The 13,574-nt window shown below is 72.7% G+C and carries 13 protein-coding genes; 6 read left to right on the top strand and 7 right to left on the bottom strand.

Features of this window, described 5'->3' with window-relative positions; genetic code table 11:
• Positions 1 to 3 precede the first annotated feature (3 nt).
• Complete coding sequence (tpg, locus tag ACFZDE_RS33950; RefSeq protein ID WP_391206741.1) at positions 4 to 561, top strand: telomere-protecting terminal protein Tpg; 558 nt, start codon at positions 4 to 6, stop codon at positions 559 to 561.
• 414 nt (positions 562 to 975) lie between these two features.
• Positions 976 to 2,655 (top strand): ABC transporter substrate-binding protein, encoded by a 1,680-nt coding sequence (locus ACFZDE_RS33945; protein WP_391206738.1) that lies wholly within the window; start codon positions 976 to 978, stop codon positions 2,653 to 2,655.
• Here the strand turns inward: ACFZDE_RS33945 and ACFZDE_RS33940 are convergent.
• From ACFZDE_RS33940 to ACFZDE_RS33920, 5 genes are all read right to left on the bottom strand, one after another.
• Positions 2,625 to 3,512: an STM4011 family radical SAM protein gene (locus ACFZDE_RS33940; protein WP_391207029.1), complete on the bottom strand. Its 888-nt coding sequence runs from the start codon at positions 3,510 to 3,512 to the stop codon at positions 2,625 to 2,627. The genes ACFZDE_RS33945 and ACFZDE_RS33940 overlap by 31 nt on opposite strands.
• 11 nt (positions 3,513 to 3,523) lie before the next feature.
• Positions 3,524 to 4,885, bottom strand: a complete 1,362-nt coding sequence (locus ACFZDE_RS33935; protein WP_391206736.1) for an STM4012 family radical SAM protein — start codon at positions 4,883 to 4,885, stop codon at positions 3,524 to 3,526.
• Positions 4,882 to 5,706 carry an STM4013/SEN3800 family hydrolase gene (locus ACFZDE_RS33930; RefSeq protein ID WP_391207026.1) on the bottom strand — a complete coding sequence of 275 codons (825 nt, stop codon included), beginning with the start codon at positions 5,704 to 5,706 and terminating at the stop codon, positions 4,882 to 4,884. The genes ACFZDE_RS33935 and ACFZDE_RS33930 overlap by 4 nt, the downstream gene beginning before the upstream one ends.
• A 68-nt stretch (positions 5,707 to 5,774) precedes the next feature.
• A complete protein-coding gene (locus ACFZDE_RS33925; protein WP_391005107.1) occupies positions 5,775 to 6,944 on the bottom strand; it encodes an STM4014 family protein in 1,170 nt (389 codons plus the stop codon).
• Positions 6,941 to 7,900, bottom strand: coding sequence for an STM4015 family protein (locus tag ACFZDE_RS33920; protein WP_391206733.1), 960 nt, complete (start codon positions 7,898 to 7,900; stop codon positions 6,941 to 6,943). The genes ACFZDE_RS33925 and ACFZDE_RS33920 overlap by 4 nt, the downstream gene beginning before the upstream one ends.
• Positions 7,901 to 8,074: 174 nt before the next feature.
• Here ACFZDE_RS33920 and ACFZDE_RS33915 point away from each other — a divergent pair, with 174 nt between their 5' ends.
• On the top strand, positions 8,075 to 8,404 hold the full coding sequence (locus ACFZDE_RS33915) for a hypothetical protein (RefSeq protein WP_391206730.1): 330 nt from the start codon (positions 8,075 to 8,077) through the stop codon (positions 8,402 to 8,404).
• Between the two features lie 110 nt (positions 8,405 to 8,514).
• Positions 8,515 to 9,603, top strand: a complete 1,089-nt coding sequence (locus tag ACFZDE_RS33910) for a DUF6745 domain-containing protein (protein ID WP_391206727.1) — start codon at positions 8,515 to 8,517, stop codon at positions 9,601 to 9,603.
• 46 nt (positions 9,604 to 9,649) lie between these two features.
• On the opposite strand, the gene ACFZDE_RS33905 is transcribed toward ACFZDE_RS33910, so the two are convergent.
• The gene (locus ACFZDE_RS33905) at positions 9,650 to 10,309 is read right to left on the bottom strand and encodes a hypothetical protein (RefSeq protein ID WP_391206724.1); all 660 of its coding nucleotides are present in this window, start codon (positions 10,307 to 10,309) and stop codon (positions 9,650 to 9,652) included.
• Between the two features lie 192 nt (positions 10,310 to 10,501).
• Between ACFZDE_RS33905 and ACFZDE_RS33900 the strand changes: the two genes are divergently transcribed.
• Positions 10,502 to 11,167: a hypothetical protein gene (locus ACFZDE_RS33900; RefSeq protein ID WP_391206721.1), complete on the top strand. Its 666-nt coding sequence runs from the start codon at positions 10,502 to 10,504 to the stop codon at positions 11,165 to 11,167.
• Positions 11,168 to 11,218: 51 nt separating this feature from the next.
• Here ACFZDE_RS33900 and ACFZDE_RS33895 read toward each other — a convergent pair whose 3' ends face one another.
• The gene (locus tag ACFZDE_RS33895) at positions 11,219 to 11,536 is read right to left on the bottom strand and encodes a hypothetical protein (RefSeq protein ID WP_391206718.1); all 318 of its coding nucleotides are present in this window, start codon (positions 11,534 to 11,536) and stop codon (positions 11,219 to 11,221) included.
• A gap of 495 nt (positions 11,537 to 12,031) precedes the next feature.
• On the opposite strand from ACFZDE_RS33895, the gene ACFZDE_RS33890 reads away from it, so the two are divergent.
• Positions 12,032 to 13,531, top strand: coding sequence for a family 43 glycosylhydrolase (locus ACFZDE_RS33890; protein ID WP_391206715.1), 1,500 nt, complete (start codon positions 12,032 to 12,034; stop codon positions 13,529 to 13,531).
• The last annotated feature ends 43 nt before the right edge of the window (positions 13,532 to 13,574 follow it).

The raw sequence follows: 13,574 nt of genomic DNA, 5'->3' as shown, positions 1-13,574 counted from the left end.
GCTGTGGCAGAGATCGAGGACGCCATCGAGCGCGCCGACCGCGAGGCGTTCACCCGGGAGCCGCCCAAGACGCTGAAGGGCCAGATCAACTTCCTGATGCGGCAGTTGAAGACCACGAAGGCCGTCGCGGCCGAGCTGGGGGTCTCCCGGCGCTCGGTGGAGCGCTACCGCACCGGCGAGCGCAAGCGCCCCCCGCAGGACATCCAGCAGCGCATCGACGACGCCGTACGCTCCCGCTGGCAGCCCCGGGTGCGCGAACGCCGCCGCAGGCAGGCCGCCACCGCCACCGGCATCACGGTGGAGACCCGCGCCCGGTTCGGCTACACCGCCCCCATCGGCACGACCGACGACGGCCGCTTCCGCCGCCTCACCGTGCACCTCCCCCCGGACTACGCCCGCCGCCTGTTCGACGCGCGCGAGGCGGGCGCCGGCGACCAGCGGATGCGCCAGATCATCGCCGACGGCTTCCGGGAGATCTACTTCCAGGACGGCGGAGCCCGCGCCCTGGACCTGTCCGACGTCGCCATCAACGACATCGACTACCTGGACCTCGACTTCTGATCCGACGCGGACGCGTTCGTCTGCGCACCGCCCGACGGCTACGGCACCCCGCTCGACCCCGCGATCGCGGGCCGGCAGGTCACCGGGCCCGCCCGTACGGATCACGGACCGGCCGTCGCCCCCTTCCCGTCCGGCCCCGACACGCCGGATCACCTCGCCGAATCCGCCGGTCACCGCACGTTCCCCGCCTGCCGGACAGGGGTGGCCGGCACAGCGCTCACCGGGCCCGCGCACTTCGCCACCCCGCCGGCCGACCGCCGATACCGACTGACGCATCGGTCAATAAAAGCCGTGTGCGGCGTTGACAGGGCGCTCCGGCGCGTGCAGGCTTTCGGCCAATCGAGGGCCGTTTCGGCCGGTTCCGGCGAGGTGCCTCGCTTCCTTCCCCTTCGGCAGTTGCACGAGAGGACGGCCATGGCCGGACCGTTGCACATCCCGACCAGACGACTCGTCCTGGCCACCGGCGCGGCCGGTGCGGCAGGCGCGTTCCTCAGCGGCTGCACGGGGGAGGCGCGTCCGGTCCGGTCCGGCCCGCCCGCCGACGTCCCGGAGTGGGCCCCCGGGCCGGGCGCCGATCCCCCCGGCGCCCGCCGCAGGGGAAAGGTGATCACGGCCTGGGCGACGGAGGCCCAGTCCTACGACCCCGCGATCGGCTGGGACCTGCACAGCTGGGAAGCCATCTCGACGGTCCTGCACTCCCCGCTCTACCACTACGCGGGCCAGTACGACGGTCCCGCCCCGCACGCCGCGGCCGCCATGCCGACGGTGTCCCGGGACGGCCGCGTGTACACCGTCCCGCTCCGCCGCGACGTGCGCTTCCACAACGGCCGGGCGGTCACCGCGCAGGACTACGTGGACAGCTGGACCCGCATCCTCGACCCCGAACTCGGCTCCTGGGCCGCGAGCTTCCTGTTCACGATCGAGGGAGCGGAGGCGGTCTACGAGAAGAAGGCCGAGAAGGTCCGCGGTCTGAAGGCACTCGACTCCCACACCCTGCGGATCCGGCTGACCGAACCGGACGTCCTGCTGCTCCCCCTGCTGTGCCAGCCCTACACCGCCGCCCTGCCCGCCGAGGAGATCCGCCGCCTCGGCAGCTCCTTCGGCCGCACCCCGGTCGGCACCGGCCCCTACCGGATCCTCCGCTACGACAGCAAACGCCAGCGGGCCACGTTCCGCCGCTTCGACCAGTACTTCTGGGACGGCACCCCGCTCGTCGACACCGTCGAGTTCCGCTGGGGCATCGACTATTCGATGCAGTCGCTCCAGCTCAACGCCGGCAGCATCGACATCCTCGGCGAAGGGCTGGTGGCCAGCCAGGCACCCAAGTTCACCGCCGACCAGGACACCCGCGAGCGGTTCGTCCACCCCGTGCCCGTCCGGGGCAGCCAGTGGCTCAACATCAATCTCAAACGCCCGGAACTGCGCGACCGGCGCGTACGGCAGGCCCTCAACTGGGCGGTGGACCGCGACCAGCTGATGCGCGTCACCTTCGGACTGTCCGACCCCTGGGGCTGCCCCTTCCCCGAGAAACTGGACCGCTACCGGCGTACCGCGAAGCCCTACACCTACGACCCGGACCGGGCCCGCGCCCTGCTGCGCGAGGCCGGTGTCCGGCGGCTGCGACTGGACTTCCCGCACGGCAGCCAGGACCCCTGGCCGCTGCTCGCCCAGGTGCTCCAGCAGCAGTTCGCCGACGTGGGCGTGGACATCGAGCTGCGCGGCATGGGCCAGACGGCCTTCGACCAGATCACGGCCGAGGGAGCGGGGGACATCTACGGACGGCAGATGTACATCACACTGAACAGCGCCCTGGAGAACGTCTCCTCCAACTACACCACCGGCGCCTCGTACAACTACGCCGGCTACGAGAACAAGGTCGTCGACGAGCTCACCGCCAAGGCCCGCAAGGCCCGCACCCTGGAGGCCTCCAACGCGCTCCTCGCCCAGGTGGAGGAGGAACTCGTCCGGGACGCGGCCGGGGTGTACCTCGGCAGCATGCGGTTCCTCGCCGCCCGCCGGCCCGAGGTCCACAACTACCAGATGCGCGGCGAATCGGGCTCCTACTACGACCGGATGTGGCTCGGAGCGGCCTGACGAGCCGCGAGGGGCAGGGCCGCGGGGACGCGCTCCAGGACGCCCCCGGCGAACACGTCGTACAGCGGCAGCGACTCCAGGTGGACATAGCCGATGTGGCAGTCGCACACCGCCAGCGGACACGGCCGGGGCCGCAGGGCGGCGCGGTAGCTGCCGTCGTAGAGGTTGCCCAGTGGCGTGTCCACGAAGTGGCAGCGGCGAACCGTGCCGTCCCCGTCCACCGACACCACCGACTCGCCCGTACGGCAGGGCAGTCCGGCGGAGGTGTGCGGGTGGCGGCTGTACGGGAACAGCGGGTCGAGGTCCGTCCAGCGGGCCGCCTCGGTGTCGGTGTAGGTGTGCCCCTCGGCGGCGTTGACCCACAGATAGACCCGCTCGGGCAGGTCGGCGCGCAGCCTGCGGGCGTGCTCCAGATGACCGGGCAGGGCCACGATGCCGACACTGTGGCGCACACCGCCGCGGGCCAGCTCACGGCACTTGCCGAGGAACCGGTCGTACGGCGTCTGCCCCGGATGGTAGGTGCACCACAGGGCCAGCCTGTCGAGGTCGGCCTCGGCGGTCCACTCCGTACGGCAGGAGAGGTTGGTCTGGATCGCCACCCGGCGCACCTGCGGAAGGTGCGACAGCTCCACCAGCGCCCGGCGGTACCAGGAACGCACCAGCCCCTCGCCCCACGGCGTGAACAGCACCGACAGCCGGTCCCCGGTCTGCCCGGCCGCCCACGCGGTGAAGCGTTCCAGGGCGGCGCGGTCGGCGGTGAGCGCGGCCCGGCTGTCGCGCCGTTTGGCGAACGGGCAGTAGGGACAGTCGTAGTCGCAGGAGGCGAGGGGGCCGCGGTAGAGGAGGGTCAGGTCCATGTCGTCGTCCGTCACTTGCGCTCGTAGTCGGTCATCGCGGCACGCACCGCGGGGGAGAACAGGGCCGGTCCGACGGCGTCGGAGTGGGCCAGGCCCTCCGGGCTCAGACGCAGCCGCCCGGCGGTGGCCGCTTCCGCCGCGAGCCAGCCGGCGGCGTCGAACGCGGCCAGTTCGGCGGCGAAGTCGTCCCGGGGGCTGCTGCCGAACCGGGCCTCGTAGCCGGCCGTGTCCATGCCTTCCGCCTGGAGCAGCGACTGGATCAGATGGCGGCGGCGCGCCTCGTCGGGGTCCATCGGCCGGCCGTACTCGGCGTGGCCGAAGTCCGCCTCGGGGCGGGCCACGTAGTCGTCGACGATGGTGCGGATCTCCCGCATGTCGACGGCGTAGTCGAAGGAGTAGTGCACCGCGGACGTGTAGGAGCGGGCGCCGCAGCCCAGTCCGACCATGCCGTCGGTCTGACAGGCGTGGTCGCCGGCCGTCGGCGCGGCGGCTGACGGACGGCGGAACATCCGCATGGACACCTGCTGGTACCCGGCGTCCAGCAGCACATCCCGCCCGTAGCGGTACAGCCGCAGCCGCTGCTCGTCCCAGGCCCGGTCGGAGAGGGGTTCGGGCAGGTCGGCGGTGCGGCGTCCGAGGCCGGTCAGCGGGCGCACGTACAGCGGGTACAGGTACAGCTCCTCCGGCCGCCAGGCGAGGGCCGCCTCCAGGGAGCGGCGCCAACTGCTCTCGGTCTGGCCGTCGATGCCGTAGATCAGGTCGATGTTCATCACGGGGATCGCGGCGTCGCGGATCCTGCCGAGCGCGGCCTCGACGTCGGCGCGGCGCTGCGGGCGCACCGCCGAGCGGGCCTCGGTGTCCACGAAGCTCTGCACCCCCAGGCTCAGCCGGGTGGTGCCCCGCTCGGCGAGCACCGCGAGCCGGTCGGCGGTCGCCGTCGCCGGGGACGCCTCCACCGACAGCGGGACGGCCCGCAGGTCCGCGCCCGCGGTGTGCTCCGCGATGTCGCACAGCCGGGTCAGCTCGGCGGCCGTGAGGAAGGTGGGGGTGCCGCCGCCGAACGCCGCGGCGGCGAAGCGGACCGGGCCGTCGCCGAGCGCGCCACGGACCGCGCGGGCCTGCCGCTCCAGCGCGTCGAGGTAGGCGGTGGTCAGTCCGTCCGGGGCGCCGATGCGGGTGAAGAGGTTGCAGAAGCCGCAGCGCACCTCGCAGAACGGGATGTGCAGATAGAGCGAGAGGGCGTCCTTGGCCTCGCCCGCCCACAGGTCGCGCAGGGCGGGGCGGCCGGGCAGCTTCCGGTAGGCGGTCTTGTGCGGGTAGGCGTAGACGTAGCTCTCGTACGGGCGAGGCGCCGCCGTGGTGTGCGTGGTCATCGTGAGGTCCCTTCGGCGGCGTCCGGTTCGAGGAAGAAGTGCGCGTACGGGACGGTCCACACCGCCTCGTGGGCGAGGCGGTGGCCGGTGTAGCCGTCCTCGCCGTACGTGGTGCCGTGGTCGGAGCAGACGATGGCGAAGCAGCGGCGCCGGCGGCGCATCGCGTCGAAGAGCCGCCCGATGTGGCGGTCCACGTACTCCAGGGCCGCGGCGTGCGTCCGCCGGGTGTCGCCGTCCCGTGCCGTCGCCCCCGGGGCGTGGAACCAGTTGGGCTGGTGCAGGGCGGAGACGTTGACGAAGAGGAACAGCCGCTGCCGCGCCGGCAGGGCGGCGACGACCTGTTCGGCGCAGGCGATCTGCTCCTCGAACGACGTCGGTGAGGTCACGCCGAACGACGGCTCCCAGTGGGCCTCCTGGAACATCCCCGGCAGCACCGACCCGAGGGCGGCCTGCCGGTTGAAGAAGCCCACGCCGCCGATGCACACCGTGCGGTAACCGGCGTCCGCCAGGCCCGAGACGAGGTGCGGTGCGTCGAACACCCAGGTGCGCCCGGCCGTTGTCTCACTGCCCGCGAAACGCGCGGCGAAGAGCCGGGGATGCGGCCCGGGCGCGGCGGGTGTCGGCAGGAAACCCGCGAACATCGCCTGGTGCGAGGCGTAGGTGAAACTGCCGGGCGCGTGCCTGCGCTCCCACCGCCCGCCGGGCAGATGCGCGGCGAGATGCGGGATGCGGCCTTGCGCGGCGAGCTCCTCGGCCACGTCGTGACGCAGTGTGTCCAGCGTGATCAGCAGGAGGTCGTCGCGGCCGACGACCTCGTTCATGTCCGGCTGTTCGGCCGGCGGGTGGGGTGCTCCGGAAGATGTGTGCATGGTGCTTCCTGTTCGTGCGGTCACGGCCGGACGAGGTCCGGGCCGCTCGGGCGTATCCGCGCAGGCGTGGGAAAGCCGGGCCGGGAGCCGGTGAGGGCGGCGACCTGGGCGGCGTAGGTGTCCAGCCCTTCGGCGGGGCCGTCCGGCAGCCCCACAAGGCCCGGCAGCAGGTCGCCGAAGGCGTTCACCTCGGCGACGGTGAACCGCCGCCAGCCGGAGGCCGGCAGCAGGTCCACACCGACGCACGGCGTGCCCGGGAAGGCGGCGGCGGCCCGCTCGCAGACAGCCGGCACGGCCCGCCAGTCGCCTCCGGCGAAGGAGACCGCCGCCCGCACGGCGTCGAGGTCGCCGCGCCGGCCGCCGAGGTGGAGATTGGTGATCGGTCCGGCCGCCGTGCGGACCACGGCGTGCGTGGCGCGGCCCGCGACCACGACGACCCGCAGATCGGCGGACCGGCCGGCCAACGACGCCTTGGGCAGCCAGCGTTCGATGTGCAGCCCGTCCGGGGCGAGCGCGTCCACGAGGGCGCCGATCGTCGTCTCGTCCTCGTGGACCCGCAGCCGCAGCGAGTTGTGCAGGGCGCCCGAGGGGGTGCGCTCCACGGAGGTCGTGGCCCTGAGCCGGCCTCCCGGCGCCGACTCGACGGCCAGGACACCGGAGGCCGACGAACCGTGCGCCGGCTTCACGAAGACCCGGCGCAGGCCCCGTTCGCCGAGCAGCCCGCGCACATCGGGCCAGCCGCGCACCGGCGGTGCCCCGGCCCCGGAGGTCGGGGACGGCGGCACCGGGACGCCCGCCGCGGCCAGCGCGGCATGGCACAGCCGCTTGTCGAACAGCACCGCGAGATCGGCCGGTTCACCGAGGAGGGTGCCCCCGGCGGCCCGTACGCCGTCGGCGACGCGCCCGGCCGCGGCCAGGAACGAGCGGTACCAGCGGGCGCCGCCCTCCACCCGGGTGGGGTCGCAGACCCCCCGCAACAGCCGGTCGACGTCCGGGTCCTCCCCCGGCGAGTCGATGCGCACGGCCTCGCCCGCCCGGAACCGGGCAGTCCCGGTGAGCACGTCGGCCCAGGGCACGACCCGCGCCGCGGGCAGCCCGGCGGAGCGCAGCGCGTCCTGGAAGAGGGTGACGCGGCGGTGCCCGGGGATGCCGACGATCGCGAGGGCGGTGGCCGGTGGGGCGGAGGTCACTCCGCCACCGCGACGTAGCGGCGCTCGCGGCCGGTGCGGTGGTGCGCGTCGGACAGGTCGACGGCCACGCCGTGGGGGGTCAGGGCCGTGCGGACCTGCTCCGCCATCGGCTCGGTGAGGTAGTGGTGCGAGAGGTTCAGCTCGGTCAGGTGGATGAGCGGCTGCCCGTGCAGGAGCGCCTGCGCGCCCTCGTCGCTGAGCGTGCCCATCGACAGGTCCAGCGCGGTGAGCCGGGCGACGACCGGCGCGGACGCGCAGGCCGCGGCGATGTCGTCCTGGATCTCGCTGTTGTGCAGCGCCAGCCGCCGCAGGGCCGGCAGCCGGGTCCCCGACAGCAGGGGCTCCAGGTCGGGCACCTGCGTGTCCGCTCCGTACCAGGAGACACCGAGCCAGATGTCCAGATCCTCCAGGGCGGGGAAGTCGCTCTCGCCCACGCCGCGCACCACCTCGCGGGACAGGCCGCCGGTCTCGATGGCCAGACGGCGCAGCGCCGCGTGCGACTGCGGCGGGAAGACCAGGCCCTGGCCCCCGCGCACTCCGAACTCCTCCAGCCGCGGAAAGGCAGCCAGCAACGGCGTGACATCGCCGTTGACGATCCAGGAGATCTCGCACTCCTCGTACGTCATCTCCCCGACGAACAGGGCCCGCAGCCCGGGCAGCCGGCTCGCGGCTGCGACGAGGGTGTCCACCACCTCCGTGTTCGGCTCGCCCTCCTCCACGGCGTCGGGCCATATGCCGACCACGAGGGCCCGGACCCGCGAGAGGTCCACGGCCTTCGCCAGGCGCTCGAACGTGGCGGCCCACTGGCCTCGCTCCGCGTCGCAGTAGTCCTCGACCGTGAGACGCCAGGCGACCGCGTCGGCGGCGGGGAGCGACTCGGGCAGGTCCTCTTCGAGGAGCGGGAACTTGTAGAGGGGCAGCCCACCCCATTCGTCCATGCTCTTGCTGATGGGCATGTCGGTGACTCCTGGTGGCGTGCGAGGTGGGAGGGGTGGTGCGACTCGCAAGTTGTACCAAGCCCCACTGACACCCGCCGCCGCGGGCCGTCGGCGGGCTCCGTTGTCAGACCCTCCCTCTAGCGTGCGCAGTGTGATCGGCCCGTCCGAACGGCCGACGGGAAGGGGAGAGTTGTGTACCGGCAAGGTGATGTGCTGATCGTGCCCGTCCCGCAGGGCGCTGTTCCGGCCCGGGTGCTTCAGGACGCCGGCGAGCCCCGGGACGCGCGGGGGCGGCTGGTCCTGGCGCTGGGCGAGGTCACGGGGCACGCCCACGCGGTGCAGGGCCCGGGCCGGCTGGTGTGCGAGCGTGGGCGGTCGGCTCCGATGCTGCTGCACCTGCCCAAGGGGGGCCGGGTCGTGCACGAGGAGCACGCCGCGATACCGCTCCCGGCGGGCTGGTACCGGGTGATCCGGCAGCGGGAGTACGTGCCGGGATCGGTGGCCCGGTACGTGGCCGACTGACGCCGCGCACGGCGACCGGGGCCGCCAACCCGGGCACGGCAGTTCCAGCAGCGCACCTCCAGCAACACCGCACCACCGACCCGCTCCGTACGCGCACATGAGGACGACCCATGACGACACCGGCCACCGGGGCGCCCCGCCCCGGCCTTCCCGCCGCACCCCCGCCCGCGGGCTCCGCCCACCCCGCCGCCCCCGGCGGCGCACCCGCCCCGCACACCACGGACGCCTGGCGCGCGGTCGCCGCCGCCACCGGAGCGGCCGACCGGGCAGCCGCCGAGGCAGGTGTCCGCCTTGCCTACCGGGCCGCCGGACTCGCCGCGCCCCGCCAGGTGCTGTGTGCGCCGTCGCCCCTGGCCGCGGTGGCGCTGCTGCGCCGGTCCGGGGGATGGGGCCGCAGTGTGTTCGAGGAGGTCCGCACCCGCCCCTGGGCCGCTGAACGAGCCCGCGCGGCAGGCGAGTTGGGCGCTGCGGGCTATGCGGCGCTGTGGGCGGCGACCGGGGGCCGTCTGTGGGAGCCGACCCGAGCGCTCGCGGACCGGATCCGTACCGGCGTCGTCGAGGAACTGGGCGAGGAGGCGGCCGTCCGGCTGCTGCTGCTCGACGCCGTGCTGGGCCAGCACGACGCCCCCTGGCTGGCCGCCCTCGCCGACCGGGGCACGGCGCTCGACGGACTCGCCGAGGTGGCCCGGCACGCCGGCTGGTGGTGGCCGTACGAGGAGGCGGTCGTGATCTGCGAGCGCCCGGTGGAGCTGCACCGGGACGAGGCAGGCCGGCTCGACCGGGGCGACGGCCCCGCCCTGGCCTTCCCCGACGGATTCGCGCTGTACGCCTGGCGGGGCATGCCCGTGCCGCGGGACTTCCTCACCGGCCTGGCGGACCTCACCCCGGACCGCATACGCGCCGAGGAGAACGCCGAACTGCGCCGGGTGATGCTGGAGTTCTACGGCTACGACCGCTTCCTCGCCGACTCGGGCGCCGAGCCCGTGCACCGTGACGAGACCGGTGTGCTGTGGCGGATCGCGCTGGACGACGACGAGGACGTGGCCATGGTGGAGGTGGTGAACTCCACCCCCGAGCCGGACGGCACGTTCCACACGTACTGGCTCCGCGTCCCGCCCAGCACCCGGACCGCGCGCGAGGGCGTCGCCTGGACCTTCGGGGTCACGGAGCGGGAGTACGCGCCCGTCCGGCAGACCTGACCATCCGGCCGGAGCCGGTGAGCCAGGTCAGGTTCCGGGCCGAGCGTCAGGAGGCGGCCGCCGCCGCGTACGCCAGGATCATCTCCTCGACCTCCTCGACCGACATCTCGTCGAACGAGGAGGGCTCCCGCATCGGCATCCCGTCCGACGAGGCGGCCTCCTGGTCCGGGAAGCCGGGGACGGCGGGTTCGGCGGCAGAGGTGTGCACCGGCAGTCCGAGCCCGACGAGGGCGTGGTAGCGCTCCAGCGGGCTCGCGGCGTCGTAGGGGGACAACTGCTCGTGCGCGGTGGCGTACACCTGTGGGTCGATGTCGTTGGCCTGGATGTAGAACTGGTCGCGGAAGTACTCCCAGTGCTCCTGCGACCCGTCGTAGGCGGCCCAGTCCGCGCCATGGCCCGTGATCAGCCGGGCCCATCCGGACTGCGCGCAGTGGGCGAGGACCTGGTCGTCGGTCAGGGCGGCGAGGTACCCGACGAGTTCCGCGCCGTAGGTCCGGGCGGCGTGGTCGACGAACCGCAGGGTGACGTCGGACGGCAGCCCGGCCTGCCCGGTCCAGGCGGTGAACCGCTGGACGAACGTGTCCCAGTCCTGGGCCGGTTCGGAGCGCTCGGCCTCCTCGAAACCGCGGAGCGTGGCCAGCCAGTACACGGCGCTGTCGCCGTTGAGTTCCAGCGTGTCCAGTGCTCCGCTGATCGTCTCGTCCACAGGGGTTCCCTCTTCACTCGGGCGCTTGGGTGTGCTCCATTGGTAACCGACGTGCCGCCGGGCGGAGTTGTCCTTTCGGGCGCCTGACCGGGTAGTTTGCCGGCCCTCCGGGCAGCCTGGACGTGCCGGGCCGACCGCGCGGGTGCGACCTAGCGTGGGGCGAAAACCGGTCTTCAGAAATGCGGAGCACACATGACGATCACCGTCGGGGCCACGGTGTTTGGCGGCACGAACCCCACGACGCCCGGACAGCAGGTGAAGCTCCTCGTGGACGCCCTCACCGCCGCGGGCGTCGTCCTGGGTTCCTACGGCAACATCCTGGCCCGCTGGATCAAGGACGCCAAGGACCATCCGTTCCCGGACCACGTCAGTCTCGCCGCGGCGCTGTCGGGCGCCGAGGCGGTGGGAGCGCAGCGCAACGCCGTGGGTGACAGACGGGAGGCCGACGCCTGCCAGGTCGTGAACGCGTGGGTGGGCCGGGGCGGCCGGCCGGCGCCGGCCTGGGCCGACGGCTACCACGACCTGCCGCCCGGGGGCCAGGACCCGACGGTGTGGGCCCGGCAGGCGGACGGCACCCGTGACCCGCGGGCGGCGCCCGTCAAGGTCGACATCTGGTCCGAGGACCTGCTCGGCATCGTCGGCGGCGGCGCCAAGGACAACAAGATCATGGACTTCGGCCGGGTCTGCCAGGAACTTCAGATCGTGTGCGCGAGCCATGGCATCCGCCCGGTGGTCTTCGCCGCGTTCGGTGCGAACGACTCGCGGGACAGGGCGGTCGACGCCGTGGGAGCCCAGAACACCTATGTGCAGGACGTGAGCGACGGACCCTGGCGGCGCATGAGCGACCCGGTGCTGTAGTCCTTCACCCCGCCGTGACACGGCTGAGGGACGGCGAGCGCCACGTCGTCCCTACTGCACCAGCGCCCGCAGCCCGCTCATCTCGAAGTGGGCCTCGGCGGTGCAGTCCCGGGAGAGCGGGATGGTGACCACGGCCGAGTCCTCGCCCTGCACGTACACGACCGACAGGTCGAACTCGGTGTCGGCGGTGTAGGTGAGCGCGCGGTAGACGTCACCCGCGAAGAAGTCACGGCCGGCCTCGAAGGCGACCTGGGTGCGCTCCCACAGGGCGTACGACAGGTCGTGGCCGACCGTGAAGGTGCCGTCGGACCGGAAGCGGACGAACGAACTGCGCGAGTCCGTGAGGACGTAGTAGGAAGCGCTGTACACCGGGCATCTCCTCGTGTCTGGGCCGGTAACCACCCAAGCATCGGGCAACCCCGGCGTCGGCGGCGCGGAGCGTGGCACACCGGGTCGCCGGGGGAGACGACCCGGTGTGCCGAGCCCGTCGTGGAAGCGGGGGATGTGCCCACGACGGACGTGGGTCGAAGCGCGTGCCGACCGGCGTCAGCATCCCATCGCCCCGGTCCCCGGCCGGACCCCCACGGCGCCACGCACGCGAGGCGCCATGCCGTGCAACACCCCCGCCCCATCCGCCACATGAGCCTCTGACCTGCGGTGACGCGCATCCGGTCGCGCGCTGCGCGGACCGCGGGGGCGGACGTGGCACCGTCACATCGCTCAGGTCGCCTGCGTGATGTGCGCCGTCCGGGGGGAGGTGGCCGCTCACGCCGCCTCTGGAAATCTATTTCACGGCGGGGTCAATCGGTTGACTTTCGTGATAATCCTTTGCGTCATCCGTGCCGATGCCGACCGAGGAGCACCGTGAGCCTCCCCAATCGCACCAAGCATCTGACCACGCTGGCCGCCGCTGCCGCCCTTGCCCTCACCGGTGGTCTCGCGCCGTCGGCCCGGGCCGCGGAACCCCTGTCCCACCTGGCCAACGACACCGTCTGGAAGGACACCGACGACCGTCCGATCCTCGCCCAGGGCGGCAACGTCCTGAAGGTGGGCGGCACTTACTACTGGGTGGGCCAGGCCCTGGTCAGCGGCCAGCCCAAGGCCGTCAACCTGTACAGCTCGACCGACCTGGAGAACTGGACGTTCGAGAAGGCCATCCTGAAGCAGGACGGCTCCGAGCCCTATCTGACCTACCCCCTGTGGCTCGGCCGCCCCCAGCTCGTCCAGCGCCCGGACGGGACGTTCGTCCTGGTCGCCGAGGTCAACAACGGCGACCGCAACCGCAACCAGATCCTCTTCGCGACGAGCGACACGGTCGACGGCACCTACACGCCGACCGGCGCCCCCCAGGAGGTCAACGGCAACACCACCGGCGACCACTCGGTCTTCGTCGACGGGGACAAGGCGTACCTCGTCTACGTGGGCGACCACCTCAAGGGCGACCAGAAGCAGTTCAACCAGACGCTCAACGTGGCGCCGCTCACGGACGACTGGACCGGGGTGAAGCCCGCCGTCTACACCGAGTGGTACGCCCACAAGGAGGCACCGGCCGTCCTCAAGGCCAACGGGACGTACTACCTGTTCGGATCCGGCCTGGACTACTGGAACGCCACGCCCACCTCCTACCGCGCGAGCGGCACCCTCGGCGGCTGGGACAAGTCCGTCGCCTGGAAGCAGGTCACCACGAGCCCCGCGTCCGGCAACTCCTTCGGCACGCAGTTCGAGCAGATCATCCCCGTGGTGGGCCGCGACGGCACGACGTCGTACCTCTACAACGGCGACCGGTACTCGCAGTTCTACGGCAAGGGCGACCCGGCCCCGGGCGGCGTCGGGCAGAACGCCTGGTACCCGCTCACCTTCGAAGGCGGCGGGCCCGTCCTGCACGGCTGGACCGACGTCGACGTCGACACGGAGACCGGGACCCTGAGCGGCAACCGGGTCGCCAACGGCCGCTTCGACCAGGACGTCGTCGGCACCAGGATCCCGCAGTGGAACACCACCAAGGCCAACGGCGCCGCCCAGGTGCAGGAGTCATCGCTGGGCGACAGCCGCAGGCAGCTCACCCTGTGGGACGACGCGCCGTACACCTCATGGGTCAGCCAGGAGGTCTCCCTCCCGGACGGCACCTATGAACTGTCCTTCGACTACCGCTCCTCGGGCGGCCAGACCAGCGCCTACGTCGAGGTCAAGGGACACGGCGGCACCGCGGCGAAGGTGCACCTCAACGCCAGGCAGGACGCCTGGACCACGAAGAAGGTGACCTTCACCGTGTCGACCGGCAAGGCCAACCTCGGCGTCTGGGCCGACAGCCCGGCGGGCAAGTGGCTCAACATCGACAACGTGGCCGTCTGGCCGGCCGGCTGACCCCCGTCGTGGCACTTCCACCGACTCGCCGACAGAACGGAGA

This window comes from Streptomyces sp. NPDC007929, from assembly GCF_042959065.1.
Taxonomy (GTDB): domain Bacteria; phylum Actinomycetota; class Actinomycetes; order Streptomycetales; family Streptomycetaceae; genus Streptomyces.
This window is presented reverse-complemented; position numbering and strand designations above follow the sequence as displayed.